The 13,759-nt window shown below is 70.5% G+C and carries 14 protein-coding genes; 8 read left to right on the top strand and 6 right to left on the bottom strand.

Annotation, left to right across the window (positions count from 1 at the left end):
• The first annotated feature begins 1 nt into the window (after window position 1).
• Window positions 2-1,036: an acyl-CoA dehydrogenase family protein gene (locus ABD978_RS30000; protein ID WP_345362093.1), complete on the top strand. Its 1,035-nt coding sequence runs from the start codon at window positions 2-4 to the stop codon at window positions 1,034-1,036.
• A 154-nt stretch (window positions 1,037-1,190) separates the two neighbouring features.
• Here ABD978_RS30000 and ABD978_RS30005 read toward each other — a convergent pair whose 3' ends face one another.
• Entirely contained in the window at window positions 1,191-1,622 is a 432-nt protein-coding gene (locus tag ABD978_RS30005) for an ATP-binding protein (protein ID WP_345362096.1), read from the bottom strand.
• 126 nt (window positions 1,623-1,748) lie between these two features.
• Between ABD978_RS30005 and ABD978_RS30010 the strand changes: the two genes are divergently transcribed.
• From ABD978_RS30010 to ABD978_RS30030, 5 genes are all read left to right on the top strand, one after another.
• Window positions 1,749-2,561 (top strand): helix-turn-helix domain-containing protein, encoded by an 813-nt coding sequence (locus ABD978_RS30010; protein WP_345362099.1) that lies wholly within the window; start codon window positions 1,749-1,751, stop codon window positions 2,559-2,561.
• Window positions 2,558-2,713, top strand: coding sequence for a DUF397 domain-containing protein (locus ABD978_RS30015; RefSeq protein ID WP_345362102.1), 156 nt, complete (start codon window positions 2,558-2,560; stop codon window positions 2,711-2,713). The genes ABD978_RS30010 and ABD978_RS30015 overlap by 4 nt, the downstream gene beginning before the upstream one ends.
• 150 nt (window positions 2,714-2,863) lie before the next feature.
• Window positions 2,864-3,844 (top strand): ABC transporter permease, encoded by a 981-nt coding sequence (locus ABD978_RS30020; protein WP_345362105.1) that lies wholly within the window; start codon window positions 2,864-2,866, stop codon window positions 3,842-3,844.
• Window positions 3,841-4,644, top strand: coding sequence for an ABC transporter permease (locus ABD978_RS30025; protein ID WP_345362108.1), 804 nt, complete (start codon window positions 3,841-3,843; stop codon window positions 4,642-4,644). Before ABD978_RS30020 ends, ABD978_RS30025 begins: the two co-directional genes overlap by 4 nt.
• Window positions 4,641-6,299: an ABC transporter family substrate-binding protein gene (locus tag ABD978_RS30030; RefSeq protein ID WP_345362111.1), complete on the top strand. Its 1,659-nt coding sequence runs from the start codon at window positions 4,641-4,643 to the stop codon at window positions 6,297-6,299. The genes ABD978_RS30025 and ABD978_RS30030 overlap by 4 nt, the downstream gene beginning before the upstream one ends.
• Before the next feature lie 56 nt (window positions 6,300-6,355).
• On the opposite strand, the gene ABD978_RS30035 is transcribed toward ABD978_RS30030, so the two are convergent.
• Complete coding sequence (locus ABD978_RS30035; RefSeq protein ID WP_345362114.1) at window positions 6,356-6,493, bottom strand: hypothetical protein; 138 nt, start codon at window positions 6,491-6,493, stop codon at window positions 6,356-6,358.
• A gap of 36 nt (window positions 6,494-6,529) precedes the next feature.
• Window positions 6,530-7,753 (bottom strand): helix-turn-helix domain-containing protein, encoded by a 1,224-nt coding sequence (locus tag ABD978_RS30040; protein WP_345362116.1) that lies wholly within the window; start codon window positions 7,751-7,753, stop codon window positions 6,530-6,532.
• 375 nt (window positions 7,754-8,128) lie between these two features.
• Here ABD978_RS30040 and ABD978_RS30045 point away from each other — a divergent pair, with 375 nt between their 5' ends.
• A complete protein-coding gene (locus ABD978_RS30045) occupies window positions 8,129-8,293 on the top strand; it encodes a hypothetical protein (RefSeq protein ID WP_345362118.1) in 165 nt (54 codons plus the stop codon).
• Window positions 8,294-8,860: 567 nt separating this feature from the next.
• Here ABD978_RS30045 and ABD978_RS30050 read toward each other — a convergent pair.
• Window positions 8,861-9,313, bottom strand: a complete 453-nt coding sequence (locus ABD978_RS30050) for an Lrp/AsnC family transcriptional regulator (protein WP_345362120.1) — start codon at window positions 9,311-9,313, stop codon at window positions 8,861-8,863.
• A 105-nt stretch (window positions 9,314-9,418) separates the two neighbouring features.
• Here ABD978_RS30050 and ABD978_RS30055 point away from each other — a divergent pair, with 105 nt between their 5' ends.
• Window positions 9,419-10,036 carry a LysE family translocator gene (locus ABD978_RS30055; RefSeq protein WP_345362122.1) on the top strand — a complete coding sequence of 206 codons (618 nt, stop codon included), beginning with the start codon at window positions 9,419-9,421 and terminating at the stop codon, window positions 10,034-10,036.
• A gap of 190 nt (window positions 10,037-10,226) precedes the next feature.
• Here the strand turns inward: ABD978_RS30055 and ABD978_RS30060 are convergent, their stop codons facing one another.
• Both ABD978_RS30060 and ABD978_RS30065 read right to left on the bottom strand, forming a co-directional pair.
• Window positions 10,227-12,368, bottom strand: a complete 2,142-nt coding sequence (locus tag ABD978_RS30060) for a glycosyltransferase family 39 protein (RefSeq protein WP_345362124.1) — start codon at window positions 12,366-12,368, stop codon at window positions 10,227-10,229.
• Complete coding sequence (locus ABD978_RS30065; RefSeq protein ID WP_425550777.1) at window positions 12,365-13,678, bottom strand: bifunctional glycosyltransferase family 2/GtrA family protein; 1,314 nt, start codon at window positions 13,676-13,678, stop codon at window positions 12,365-12,367. The genes ABD978_RS30060 and ABD978_RS30065 overlap by 4 nt, the downstream gene beginning before the upstream one ends.
• Between the last annotated feature and the right edge of the window lie 81 nt (window positions 13,679-13,759).

Here is a 13,759-nt window from a genome sequence, read left to right on the forward strand (position 1 = left end):
CATGGATTTCGCGTTCTCCGAAGAGCAGGAGCAACTGCGCGGCTTCGCCCGTGAGTTCCTCGCCGACCGCTACGACGACGTCCGCCTCGCGCAGCTCGCCGACTCCGAGACCGGCGTCGACGCCGAGGTCTGGCCGAAGCTCGCCGAGATGGGCTGGCTCGACGCCGAACTGACCTTCCTCGACCAGGCCGTGCTGCTGGAGGAGACCGGCTACCGGCCGCTCGCCGCACCGTACTTCACCACGACCGTCCTGGCCGCTCCCGCGCTGGACGACGAGGCCGCCAAGCAGGTCGCGGACGGCCGGCTGACCGCCACGCTCGCGTGGGCGGAGCCGGGCATGCGCCAGGGGCTGCTGGACCCGGCCGGCGCGTCGGTGTCCGACGGGCGGCTCACGGGTCAGAAGGTCCTCGTCCCGGACGGCGCGGTGGTCGACCTGTTCGTCGTGACGGCCACCGACGGGCTGTACGCCGTCGACGCCTCCGACGCCGTCGTCACGCCGCACGGTGGGCTGGACGGCACGCGCCGACTGGCGAGCGTCCGGTTCGAGGGTGCGCCGGCGCGCCCGCTGGTGACCGGGGAGGCGGCCGCCGAGATGCTCGGCCGGATCCGTGACCGCGCGTACGCCGCGGCGGCCCTCGAGTCGGTCGGCGTCGCACAGCGCGCGCTGGACCTGCTCGTCGCCTACGCCAAGGAGCGGCAGCAGTTCGGCAAGCCGATCGGCGTCTACCAGGCCGTGTCGCACAAGGCGTCCGACGTCTACGTACGGCTCCAGGAGGCGCGGTCGCTGGCCTACTGGGCCGCGTGGTGCGTCGCCGAGGACGACCCGATGGCGCGCCAGGCCTGCCTCGCCGCCAAGGCCCACGCGGGCGAGGCGGCGGTCTTCGCCTGTGAGAACGCCATCCAGGGGCACGGCGGCATCGGCTTCACGTGGGAGCACGTGCTGCACCGCTACTACAAGCGCGCCCAATGGCTGGCGGCCTTCGACGGCCCCGCCCGCGACCAGCGCGCCGAGGTCGCCGCCTTCCTCCTCGACTGAGGCCCGACTCCATGGGGAGTGGCCGGGGAATGTCCGCAGCAGGACACTCCTCGGCCGCTCTGCTTTTTCGGGGGATGTCCTTCGCGGCAGGCGCGGCGGGTGCCCCGTAAGTCGGATATATATTGACAGAGACGCCTATGGTCTTTACCGGGCGTCACTCGAGGATGGGGCACTCGCACCATACGATTTTTCCTCCCGAGTGTAATGATTCATATCCCCAGTCCTTTGAGAGGGCCTGGACGAGGAACAGTCCGCGGCCGTTCTCATCGTCGTCCGAAGCGGTCCGCCTGTCCGGCGGGTCGTCAGATCTGTCCCAAACCTCGATCAGCAGCGTCCCGGCGAAAGCCGAAAGGCAGAGATAGATCGATGGCTTCCCATCCCGCCGGCCGGCGCGAACGGCGCAGGTCACGGTCCCCGTCGCCGTCACCGCGTTCGTCACCAGCTCGCTGACCAGCAGTTCTGCGGTGTCGATGAGCACGTCGAGTCGCCAACTGCGAAGGGCCCATCGCGTGTAGGCACGGGCCTGGCCGGCGGCGGTCGGGAGGGCGGCGATGAGCATGCAGCCCGAACGCGGTGAAGTTCGCATCTCTTGCGCCTTCCTTATGGTGCGCGATTCACCTCCCACATCTACCGGGAGAGACGTACTCTCGTAGGAAAGACGGCGTTACCGTGAGCGTGCGCGCCCGGTCTGTGAAGCGGTTGTGAGGGAGCTGTGAGGTTCAATGACGGCCGTACGTGGCTGGAGTACTTCGCCGCTGAGTTACGGTCATGGCGTGAGTATCGGAAGATGAGCCAGTTGCAGTTGGCGAAGGCGATCAATTACTCGGAGTCCGCGGTCGGGATGGTGGAGACCGCGCGGCGCAAACCGAAAGTGGATTTCGTCAAGCGCTGTGACGACGCCCTTGAGACCGGCGGGGCCCTGCGGCGGCTGCTGAAGGAGCTCGTCGAGCGGGAGCTGATCCCGGACTGGCTCGATAGGTGGCGGATCGTCGAAGAGCAGGCGACGGCCCTGAACTCCTTCGAAGCGCTCGTCGTCCCGGGCCTGCTGCAGACGCCGGACTACGCGCGCGCGGTGTTCGAAAGGAGCGGCCAGCCCGCCTCGCAGGACATCGAGGCCCAGGTGCGGACCCGGATCGAGCGGCAGCAGATCCTGGAACGCGACGACCCGCCGATGTTCGTCGCGGTGGTGGACGAGGGCGTCCTGCACCGGGCCGTCGGCGGGCCGAAGGTCATGTGTGCGCAGCTCCTGCACCTGGTCGAGCTGTGCGAGTCGCGCTCGGACATCGTCGTCCAGGTGATCCCGAAGGACGTCGGCGCGTACGCCGGCCTGGCCGGGCCCTTCGCCATCGCGACCATGGACGGCGACGAGTTCGTCTACCTCGACACCGCGCTGTACGGCCAGCTGGCGGAGAGCGCGCATGACCTGGCGATCGTGAAACGGATGTGGGAGACGCTTCGCGCCGAGGCGCTCCCGCGTCAGGCGTCCATCAACCTCATCAAGAAAGTGGCCGAACAATGGAAATGAGCTGGCGCAAGTCGACACGGGGCAGCGGCAACGGCGGAGCGTGCGTCCAGGTCGCGACCTGGCGTAAGTCCACCCGCAGCAGTGGCAACGGCGGCAACTGCGTCGAGGTGGCGTGCGTGGCCACGCCGCAGACCGGCGACCGTAGGAGTTGAGGACGCGGCGGGGCAGGTGACCACCCCGCCGCTTCACGTCAAAGACCGACGGATCCGCCATCGCGGACATCCCGCCGACTCCCTGCGCGTAACGTGACCGGCCGATAACGTCACGTGGTCGGATAACTCTGGCGCGCGGAGGAGGTGTGCATGGCGGGCGTCCTGCTGCGCAGGTCAGTCGGTCAGGTGCTCCTTCTCGCCGTCGCGGTCAGCCTCGCCTACCTTCTCGCCGCGGCGTCCCTCGATCCGCGGGCGGAGCTGGAGGCGCGGAGTCCGCGACCGCCGCGCGCCGCCGTCGAGGCACGGCTCGCCCGGTTGAACGCCGACGACCGGACGCCCCTGCCCGTGCGCTATCTCACCTGGGCGTCCGGCGTCGCACACGGGGACTTCGGCGTCGCCCTGGACGACACCCCGGTGGCGGAGGAGATGGGCCGGCGGGTCGGCGTGAGCCTGCGCCTGCTGCTGGCCGGCGTGCTCCTGGGCGACGCCCTCGGGGTCGGGTTCGGTCTCGTCGGCGCGACGGGCCGCCGGGCGCTCCTCGATCGCCTCATCGCGGTCGGCGGCTTCACCGTCCTCGCCGTCCCCGTGGTCGTCCTGGCCACCGTCGCCGAGACGGCGGCACAGTGGCTCAACTCCCGGGTTGGAACGAGGATCATCGCCTGGACGGGGGAGTACACCCCCGGCCGGCCGGGCGGGTCCCTGGGCGGGATCACCGAGCGGGCCCGGCACCTCATCCTCCCGACGCTGACCATCGCCCTCGGCCGGGCGGCGGTCCTCACCCGATACCTTCGCGGCACCCTGCGGGACACCACCGGCGCCGCGTTCGTACGGGCCGCGGTCGCCAAGGGGCTGACCCGCCGCCGGGCGCTGACCGCGCACGCGCTGCGCGTCGCCGTGATCCCGGTGGTCCCGCTGTCGGCGTACGGGTGCGCGGCCCTCCTCGCCGGCGCCGCCTGCACCGAGAAGGTGTTCGCCTGGCACGGCATGGGCGAGTGGCTGATCGACTCCGTCCACCGCGGCGACGTCAACGCGGTCGCCGCGTACTGCTGCTTCGCCGCCGCGGTGGTCGTCGGCGCCGGTCTGCTGTCCGACCTCGCCGTCGCGGCCCTCGACCCGCGGACCCGTACATGAGACACGGACGGCGGCTGGCGGGCCTGACGCTGCTCGCCCTGCTCGGCGCGGCCGCGTACGCAGGTCCGTACCTCACCCGATGGAGCTGGACCGGCGTCGACGTGACCGCGTTCGGCGAGCCGCCGTCGGTGACGCACTGGCTCGGCACGACACCGGCCGGCCGCGACATGTACGCGGTCACGCTGCGCGCCCTGCGCCGATCCCTCGTGATCGGCCTGGTGGTGGCGTCCGGGGCCACGAGCCTGGCGGCCGTCACCGGCGCCATGGCGGGATACCTCGGTGGATGGCCGGACCGGCTGCTGCTGTGGGGCACCGACCTGCTCCTGATCTTCCCGCCGTTCCTGATCGCCGCGGTGGCGTCGCCGGTCGCCGTGGGCGCGGCGGGGACCGCCCTTCTGCTCTCCGGCCTCCTGTGGCCGGTCACGGCGCGAGCGGTCCGGGCCGCGACACGCTCCCTGCGCGAGGAGGGGTACGTCCTGGCGGCACGTCAGCTGGGCGCACCCGCCTGGATGATCGTCCGCCGGCATCTCCTGCCGAATTTGGTGTCGCTGCTGCTCGCCGACGCGACCCTGAACACCGGCACGGCCATCGTCGCGGAGTCCGGCCTGTCCTACTTCGGGTTCGGCGTCCGCCCACCGGACGTCTCCCTCGGCACGCTCCTCGCCGACGGAACCTCCTCGGCGACGGTCTTCCCCTGGCTGTTCCTGCCTCCGGTGGGCCTGCTGATCCTCCTCCTGCTCGCCGTCGACCTGGCCGGCACCGGCCTGCTGGGTCCCCCTTCGCTCCGGGAGCGCGGATGACCCTCGTGCGGGTGGCGCTGAGCGCCGCCGTCCTGATCACCCTCGTCGGCTGTGGCGGCACCCGCCCCGGCGGGCCGTCCGCGCTCGCCCCGTACGACATCGGCCCGGTGCCGCGCGACGCGGTCCGGGACGGCGGCACCCTGCGGCTGGCGGCCGGGGAGTTCCGCACCCAGTGGAACTACTGGCACCTCGGCGGGCCGAACCTCGACGCGGTCACGGTGCTGCGCGCGACGCTGCCGTGGCTGTTCCGCGCCGACGCCACCGGCACGGTGCACCCGAACCCGGACTACCTCGCCCGCGTCAGGGTCGCCCGTACGAGGCCGCGCCAGGTCGTCGTCTACGACATCGCCCCGAAGGCCCGCTGGTCCGACGGCACGCCGATCGGCTACCGCGACTTCCAGGCGCTCTGGCGGGCGACCCGCGGCAAGAACCCGGCCTTCTCGATCGCCACGTCCACCGGGTACGACCGGATCCGGAGCGTCGAGCGCGGCACCGGGGACCGGCAGGTCGTGGTCACCTTCGCCCGGCCGTTCGGCGAGTGGCCCGAGCTGTTCAGCCCGCTCTATCCGGCCAAGACGATCGGCACGCCGGAGCGCTGGGACCATGCGTGGCTGAACCGGCTCCCGGTCACCGCGGGCCCGTTCCGGCTGGAACGCATCGACCGGACCGCGCAGACGGTCTCGATCGTCCGGGATCCCGCCTGGTGGGGGAGCCGCGCGAAGCTCGACCGGATCGTCTTCCGGTACCTCGCCCGCGACGCCATGCCCGGCGCCCTGCTCGGCGGCGAGATCGACGGCTTCGACGCCGGGCCGGACGCCGCCGCGTACGCACGTCTCCAGGGAACCTCTGGGGTGGTGGTGCGCCGGGCGGCCGGACCGGACTTCACCCAGCTCACCTTCAACGGCGCCGGACCGATCCTCTCGGCTCCAGAGGTGCGCCGGGCGGTCGCGATGGCCATCGACCGTCCCACCGTCGCCCGGTCGGCGCTGCACGGTCTCCCGGGACGGCCGGAGGTCATGAACGACCACGTGTACGTCGACACTCAGCGCGGGTACCAGGACAACGCCGGAAGAGCGGGAGCGTACGACCCCGCCGAGGCCCGGCGGCTGCTGGACCGGGCGGGCTGGACGCCCGCCGGGGAGGCGCGCCGGAAGAACGGCCGGTCGCTCACCCTGCGCTTCGTCTTCCCGGAGAGCGCGACGACGAGCCGGCAGAGCGGAGAACTGATCCAGGCGATGCTGCGCCGCGTCGGCGTGCGCCTGCTGCTCCATCCGGTGCCCGACGGCGACTTCTTCGACCGGTACCTCCTGCCCGGCGCCTTCGACATCGCCCCGTTCACCTGGCACGGCACGCCGTACCCCATCTCGAACCTGGAGTCGGTGTACGCCCGGCCGCGTGGGGGCGCCGTCCAGCAGAACCTCGCCCGCATCGGCTCCGCACGGCTCGACCGGAGACTCGCCGAGGCCGTCGGGGACCTCGACCCGGACCATGCCCGGCGCGCGGCGAACGCGGCAGACCGGATGATCTGGGACGAGACGCACTCACTTCCGCTGTACCAGCGCCCCCAGATCGTCCCGGTCCGGAGTTCTCTCGCCAACTGGGGCGCCTTCGGCCTGAGTGACCCGATCTGGACCGACATCGGCTTCCGTAGGTAACCGCACCGCGTGATCCCCTGCGAATACTGCGTTCTATGAGCAGCATCCGCCAATGATCACGGCGACGAGCCCGTTAGCGCCGCTGCAAGCTTGGCGCGCATCTCATCGATCGAGACGGAGCCTTCCGTGCCCTCCAACTCGGCTTCGTCGGCCAGTGCGTTGAGCCAGGCATCCTCGGCGGGCGATTCACTCATCCCGTACTCCATATGACTGCGCTGGAGGAAGCATCGTCAGTCATCCATGCCGAGCCAATTCGCGAATGATCTCAGTGATGGGTTGGTGCGTCGCTCGATGCGGCCCAGCGCGTAGGTCGTCTCGCGCACCTGCGGGTGGAAGCGGGTGTGTTGCGGCGAGATCTCGCGGGCTCGGAAGAGGCACCGAAGTGCGCCTTCCGGATCGTTGCGCCACACGTGGGCGCGGGCCACGTCGATGAAATGGTGGGAGCGACGCTCTCTGGGAGCGCTGTCCGGGAGGTGGATGTTCTTCGCCGTGCTGATGGCGGCTGCGTCGTCGCAGAGTTCGACGGCCAAGGCGACACTCCAGATGTCGACATTGGTCGGCCCGAAGAACAACCGGTAGTCGTCACGGTCATGGCCGATCTGCTCGGCGGCCTCCTTGGCCTGCTCGAAGTGCTGCCAGGTGCTCGGCTTCGCGTCCGGTCGGCCGGAACGGGCCGCGACGAGTGCCGCCTTAAGGTGAAGATTGCCCCACACCGCCCACACAGGTTCCCACCCGTCGCCGCGCCGGTCACCCAGTTCGGGTTCGAGTCGGTCAAGTGAAGCGTTCATCAGCGCAGCGGCCGAGGCCGTGTCGCCGGCGACCATGAGCTCACCGGCGCGCAGATATTCGCCGATGTGTACGGCGAGGGGATCACCGGACTGCGCGGCGGCCCACTGATAACGATCCGTGGTGATGGACGAGAGGTCGGCATAGCCCATCTTGTAGGTCAGCTGGCCGGCCGCGGCGTAGGTCTCGGCCAGCAGCTTGTAGACCTCTTCTTTCTCGTGTTCCTCGTAGCGGTGAGCCGCGAGCCGCAGATCCCTCAGGACATTCGGGAGCTTCTCACCGAGCTTCAGGAGATTGACCCCGTGCCGAAGATCAGCCAGTTCCGTGACGGCGGAGCGCAAGTCGGTGAGCAGCCTGGGTCGATCATCTTGAGTCGGAGGCAGGTCGTACGCGGCGACTTCTCGGCGCAGGACGGCGATGTGCTCGAAGACCTCTACGTCCGTCGGGGTGTCCGGCGCGTACGGCTGCCCGGTGATCTGCGAAACGTTCAGGCTGAGAGCACGGGCGACCGCACTGATCAACGCTGGAGTGGCCGGCTTGTGCCCGGCCTCGACCTTCGTCAGCAGGCTGTAGGAGACACCTGCGCGGTCGGCGAGTTTGCGCTGAGACCAACCTTTGAGCTTTCGGAAGGTCGCGATGCGCCCGCCCGCCGATTGCTCGTCGCGCATGCGCGCTCCTCGGGTGATTTCGGGGGTTTTGCCGCTGTGGCCTTATCTGCTCTCTCAGTGTGCGTCCTTATTGCGTCGGCGACTTTCACTCGGAAGTGAAAGTCCCGGTGCTTGTGCGTGCGTAAGTTCCGGTCCGCAGTCAGTTTGACACGTTGAGTGATTGGTTCTCGGCGTGATCATCCACGGCGTCGTGCGATCACGATGCCTTATCCCCGTCCAGAAGTGGATCGGAACACAGCGAAAGAGACATAAGTGAATGAGATAGACCGCAATCAAGCTTTGACGGCACTGGTGAATCTGTGCCGGGAACTCGCGAAGCTCGGAGTGAACGTCGGGCTGAGCGATGCGCGCCCGGCGATATCAGTACGAGGAGGCTTGGCGAGCCGCAAGGTATGGATCCAGATCGATCCTTCGGGGGAGTCGTTCGTCTGGCAGCGCGACGACCGGGCCCTCCATGCTGCCGACGACCCGGCGGGCGCGGCGGCTCGGATCGCCGAGTACATCAAGAAGCGGGACGCGGCACCAGGCGAGAGGTGGTGAGGGCCGATTCGGCCGCAGTGCTGCGACGCCGATTTCCGGGCCTGGTGTTCTGGTTCGGCCGACGGACCGGAGTGTGGTGGGCGCTCGTGAACATGTCGGTCGGATGGCGACTGGTCGAAGCCGTTGATACGGAAGAGCTGACCAGAGCGGTCATCAACGCGCACTCGTGGCCCTGGCCCTCGCCTCGTCAGGGGACGCGATGGACCCTCGGCGCCGGAACGCGTCGTTTTGCGGACAGCCGACCGTAGCCGGACTCGATGGCACGGAGCCGGAGCGTGCGAAAGGCTCGGCGAACGCGACCAGAGACCGGGAGGAAAGGGACGGATCGCCGTCCGTCGCCGTCCTTTGCCGAGCGTCGGGGTGCCCTGGGGCGGGGAGGTCGCGCCGCCCTGGTCACGTGGCCGCCGATGTTGACAGACAGATGACCGATTTGCCGGGTCTGGAATGTCAACGGCGGCGTCGATGCTCGATCCCGGCTGGATGACTCGGACACCGAGCCCTTGGTCCGTTGATGGGGCGCGGCGCTCTGGCAGGGCGTGCTTCTCTTCGATCGAGACGGGGCCTGGGTCACAGGGGTAGGGGGCGCGTCTCCACGACGCTCTTCATGACCAGGGTGGAGCTGAGGCGCTGGACACCGGGCAGCGTCGCAAGACGCTCGTCGTACAGCCGGCGGTAGGCGGCCAGGTCACGGGCGACGACGCGCAGCAGGTAGTCGGGGTCGCCGAACAGGCGTTGCGCCTGGAGGACGTTGGGGATCTCGGCGAGGGCCTGCTCGAAGGCGGCGACGGTCTCGCGGTCCTCGTAGCGCATGGTGACGAAGACCAAAGCCTCGAAGGTCAGGCCCAGGGCCCCGGCGTCGAGCCGCGCGTGGTAGCCGGTGATCGCGCCGGAGCGCTCCAGGGCCCGTAGGCGGCGGTGGCACGGAGAGATGCTGAGACGAACCCGTTCGGCGAGTTCGGTGAGGGTCAGGCGGCCGTCACGCTGCAGCTCGGCCAGGATCTTCCGGTCCACGTCGTCCATGAGGGAAATTCTTCCACTACGGCCGGATATACGGGAAAAGGTTGGAAGCACATTCTCGGCGATCCGGCCTAGTCTTCCCCTCGAGGAAGCGAAAGGGGGCGAACCATGGCGATCGGCAGCGTCGCCGCGTTCTGGGCGGTGTCCATCCTGCTGGTGCTGGTCCCGGGCGCGGACTGGGCCTACGCGATCGCAGCCGGACTGCGTGACCGGACGTTCCTACCCGCCGTCGGCGGTCTGCTGGTCGGCTACCTGGCGCTGACCGCTGTGGTCGCGGCCGGAGTGGCCGCGCTGGTCGCCCGCTCGCCCATGCTGCTGACCGCGCTGACGACGGTCGGCGCGGTGTACCTGGTCTGGCTCGGGATCACGACGGTGGTCCGCCCCTCGGCACCCCAGGCCGCCGTGGACCAGGACGCGGGCTCGTGGGGGAGGAGAACGGCCAAGGGCGTCGGCATCAGCGGCCTGAACCCGAAGGCTCTGCTGCTGTTCCTGGCCCTCCTACCGCAGTTCGCCGCCCACAACGCCGCCTGGCCGTTCGCAGCCCAGATCGCGCTGTTGGGCCTGGTGCACACCGCCAACTGCGCCGCCGTCTACACGGGCGTGAGCACCGCCGCGCGGACGGTGCTGCGAACGCGCCCGGCCGTCGCCCACGCGGTGACCCGCTGCTCAGGCATCGCGATGATCGTGATCGGCGCCCTGCTCGTCGCGGAGCGCCTTCTCGCCTAGCTCGACAGACGGGGAGCGCCGGCGCTGCCCTGGACTCGGCCTACAGAGCCGCGGTCTGCGGCTCCCCCGCGGACCCTCATCATTCCGTCGCGTGCGGCCGACCGCGGCCGGGCAGGACGACCGGCCGGCGGTGCGGCGGTGCCGCGGTCGCGGGCCCGGCGCGGGGAGGGTGCCGGGCCCGTGAGGTCTTTCAGCCGCAGCGGTAGAGGGAGGACTCGGTGCTCTGCGCGGAGCCGCCGTACTCCGTGGCCTTGACGGCGGTGCAGTTCTTGGTGACCCACGAGGTCACCTCGGAGTCGCCGCCGCCGGGGCCGCCGCGTCCGCCGAAGCCGCCACCGGTCATCACGTAGTGCAGCTTCCCGGCCTTGACCAGTTCCTGGAGCTTCTGCGCCGTCATGGCGCGGTCGCTGCCGCCGAAGCCGAACATGGAGATCACCGGCTTGCCGGTCTGCAGGATGATCGAGGCCGCGCTCTGCGAGTTGCTGACCGCGACGAGCCAGGTGGCGCCGCCCTGGTTCTTCTCCAGGTACGAGATCATCTGCGAGCTCGCCTCCCCGCCCATGCCCGGGCCGCCGCCCTGGCCGGGACCGCCGCCCTGGCCACCCGACGCCCGGCCGCCGGGAGCGTTGCCGCGTGCCTCACCGCCGGGGGATCCGCCACCGGGGAACCCGCCGGGGAAGCCACCGCCGGGGAAGCCGCCGTTCTCCGCCATCCGCTCCCTGATGGCGGCGGGCAGTTGTCCGCCGCCCGGCATTCCGCCGCGCATACCCCCTGGGAAGCCCATGCCGCCGGAGTTCGGGCCGGCCGTCGGGTTGCTGCCGTTCGCGTGGCTGCCGGCGGCGGAGACCGCGAAGGCCGCCGGCCCGGCGAGCCCGGCCACCAGGCCGACGACGGCCGCCAGGACACCGAAGCGGGCGAGGGCGCCGGGGCCCAGGCGCGTGGCGAGCAGGCCGACCACCGCGACCACGGTGAGACCCGCGATCACCCAGGCCAGCCACGGGTTCCAGTCCGGTGTACGCCCCAGGAGGACGAAGGCCCAGGCACCGGTCGCCGCGACGCCCAGGGGCAGGATCCAGGGCCAGGCCCCGCCGCGCCGGCGGGCACGGGTGAGTTCGACGGCGCCGATGCCGGTCAGGGCGGCGATCGCCGGGGCCATGGCCGTCGTGTAGTAGGGGTGCATGATGCCGCTCGCGAAACTGAACACCACGAAGTGCAGGGCCAGCCAGCCGCCCCACATCACCAGCGCCGCCCGCGCCAGGTCGGTGCGCGGCCGCCTCCAGTAGAGGACCAGCCCGGCCACCAGCACGAGCGCGGCCAGCGGCAGCAGCCAGGAGATCTGGCCGCCGAGGACGTCGTTGAACATCCGCCCGATGCCGGACTGACCGGCGAACATGCCGCCGCCTCCGGGTCCGCCGCGGCCGCCTCCGCCGCTCGGCATCTTCCCGCCGCCACCCGGGCCGCCGCCCTCGTTGCCGGTGATCCGGCCGATGCCGTTGTAGCCGATGACGAGGTCCCAGGCGGTGCCGTCCGTGCTGCCGCCGATGTAGGGCCGTTTGCTCGCGGGGATCAGGTCGACGATCACCAGCCACCAGAAGCTCGACACCGCGAGGACGACTCCGGCGGCCAGCAGGTGCCCGATCCGGCGGAGCAGGCCGCCGCGGGCGAACAGCAGGTAGACGAGTGCCAGCGCGGGCAGCAGGATGTACGCCTGCAGCATCTTGGCGTTGAACCCGCAGCCGACGAAGAACGCCGAGGCGAGCAGCCAGCGCAGCCGCCCGGATTCCAGCGCCCGCTGGCAGGCCCACGCGGCCAGGGCCAGCAGCAGCACGAGCAACGTGTCGGGGTTGTTGTCCCGGTTGATCGCCACGGTGATCGGCGTGAGCGTCATGACCAGCGCGGCGATGACCCCCGCGACCGGCCCGAAGGCCCGCCGGACGGTCGCGTACACGACGGCGATCGCCGCGACGCCCATGGCGACCTCGGGCAGCAGCAGGCTCCACGTGCCGAATCCCATGATCCGGCCGAAGATCTCCTGGACCCACAGGGCCATCGGCGGCTTGTCCACCGTGATGAAGGACCCCGCGTCCAGGGAACCGAAGAAGAACGCCTTCCAGCTCTGGGTGCCGCTCTTGACGGCGGCGGAGTAGAAGTCGTTCGCGTAACCGCCCTCGGACAGGCCCCAGCCGTACAGCGCGGTGGCCAGCGCGAGGACGGCCCACAGCGCGGGGCGGGCCCAGCGCGGGTCCTTGGCGGGACCGAGCGCCAGACGTCTCAGCCGGCTCTCGGGCGGCGCCTGCCAGGCGTCGATGGGTTCGGACAGTTGGGTGGTCAACGGGACTGCTCCTGAAGGACGGGCTCCGATCCCTCGGCGGCGCGGCGCGGGTGGAAGACCCAGGCGCGCAGCAGGACGAAGCGTACGACGGCGGCGAACAGGTTGAGGGCGAACAGCGCGCCCACCTCGACGAGGCGGGACGCGTCCGGGGAGGCGGCGTTCAGCGCGGCCAGCCCGGCGGTGCTGATGGCCAGGCCCACGAGGAAGGCGACGCCGCCCTCCAACTGGTGCCGTACGGCCCGCCGGCGGCCCCGTACCCCGAACGTGAACCGGCGGTTCGCCGCGGTGTTGGCGATCGCGGCCAGGAAGTACGACACGACGTTCGCGGCGACCACCGGCATGAGGAAGCGCAGCAGCGCGTACAGCACGAGCTGGGCGACGGTGCTGATGACGCCGATCACCGCGAAGCTCGGCAACTGCCGGCGCATCCCCGTCGGCAGCCGTGCCTCCCGCGTGCGCGGGGGGACCGGAACGTTGAACGCGCCGGACAGGACCCGGCGGGCCACCCGGGCCATGCCGCGCAGGTCGTCCGCTGCCGTTTGGACGACGTCGACGCGGCTGTCGGGGTCATCGACCCAGTCCACCGGCACCTCGTGGATGCGCAGGCCGTTCCGCTCCGCGAGCAGCAGGAGTTCGGTGTCGAAGAACCAGGCCTCGTCCTCGACGGCGGGCAGCAAGGCCCGCACGATCTCGGTACGGCCCGCCTTGAACCCGCACTGCGCGTCGGAGAAGCGCGCGGCGAGCGTCGTCCGCAGCAGCAGGTTGTAGGTGCGGGAGATGAACTCCCGCTTGGGTCCGCGGACGACGGCGGAGCCGCGCGACAGGCGGGTGCCGATCGCCAGGTCGCTGTGGCCCGAGACCAGCGGCGCGATCAACGGGAGGAACGCGTGCAGATCGGTGGACAGGTCCACGTCCATGTAGGCGACCACGTCGGCGACGCTGGTGCTCCACACGTGCCGGAGGGCCCGGCCGCGTCCCTTGCGGTCCAGGTGCACGGCGTCCACCTCGGGGATCTCCACCGCCAGCCGCTGGGCGACGTCCCAGGTTCCGTCGGTGCTCGCGTTGTCGGCGATCGTGATGACGAAGCGGTACGGGAAGGTCGCGCGAAGGTAGGTGTGCAGCCGGCGCACGCTGGCCGCGAGCACGTGCTGTTCGTTGTAGACGGGAATGGCGACCTCGACGAGCGGGTCGCGGGGGTCTTCGTCGGTGAGTCCCGGGGGAGGCCCCATGAGGCTGAGCCGGGAACGTACGGCAGCGCCGTGCGCCGGCCCGGACCCCGGGGGCTCCACGGAGGTCGTCAGCTCGGTCATGGAGACAAAGCTCGCCACTCATCGTGGGAGCCGCCTGAGCCGTCTGTTAAGGGGGGATGAGAAACCGGCTCTCATCCATCT

This window comes from Actinoallomurus liliacearum, from assembly GCF_039542035.1.
In the GTDB taxonomy this organism is placed as follows: domain Bacteria; phylum Actinomycetota; class Actinomycetes; order Streptosporangiales; family Streptosporangiaceae; genus Actinoallomurus; species Actinoallomurus liliacearum.

What these genes read in the sequence shown, in the direction of transcription:
- ABD978_RS30040 (WP_345362116.1), bottom strand. Translation starts at nt 7,753, where the DNA reads ATGCGCGACGAGCAATCGGCGGGCGGGCGCATCGCGACCTTCCGAAAG.
- ABD978_RS30005 (WP_345362096.1), bottom strand. Translation starts at nt 1,622, where the DNA reads ATGCGAACTTCACCGCGTTCGGGCTGCATGCTCATCGCCGCCCTCCCG.
- ABD978_RS30020 (WP_345362105.1), top strand. Translation starts at nt 2,864, where the DNA reads ATGGCGGGCGTCCTGCTGCGCAGGTCAGTCGGTCAGGTGCTCCTTCTC.
- ABD978_RS30050 (WP_345362120.1), bottom strand. Translation starts at nt 9,313, where the DNA reads ATGGACGACGTGGACCGGAAGATCCTGGCCGAGCTGCAGCGTGACGGC.
- ABD978_RS30000 (WP_345362093.1), top strand. Translation starts at nt 2, where the DNA reads ATGGATTTCGCGTTCTCCGAAGAGCAGGAGCAACTGCGCGGCTTCGCC.
- ABD978_RS30055 (WP_345362122.1), top strand. Translation starts at nt 9,419, where the DNA reads ATGGCGATCGGCAGCGTCGCCGCGTTCTGGGCGGTGTCCATCCTGCTG.
- ABD978_RS30015 (WP_345362102.1), top strand. Translation starts at nt 2,558, where the DNA reads ATGAGCTGGCGCAAGTCGACACGGGGCAGCGGCAACGGCGGAGCGTGC.
- ABD978_RS30030 (WP_345362111.1), top strand. Translation starts at nt 4,641, where the DNA reads ATGACCCTCGTGCGGGTGGCGCTGAGCGCCGCCGTCCTGATCACCCTC.
- ABD978_RS30035 (WP_345362114.1), bottom strand. Translation starts at nt 6,493, where the DNA reads ATGAGTGAATCGCCCGCCGAGGATGCCTGGCTCAACGCACTGGCCGAC.
- ABD978_RS30065 (WP_425550777.1), bottom strand. Translation starts at nt 13,678, where the DNA reads ATGACCGAGCTGACGACCTCCGTGGAGCCCCCGGGGTCCGGGCCGGCG.
- ABD978_RS30025 (WP_345362108.1), top strand. Translation starts at nt 3,841, where the DNA reads ATGAGACACGGACGGCGGCTGGCGGGCCTGACGCTGCTCGCCCTGCTC.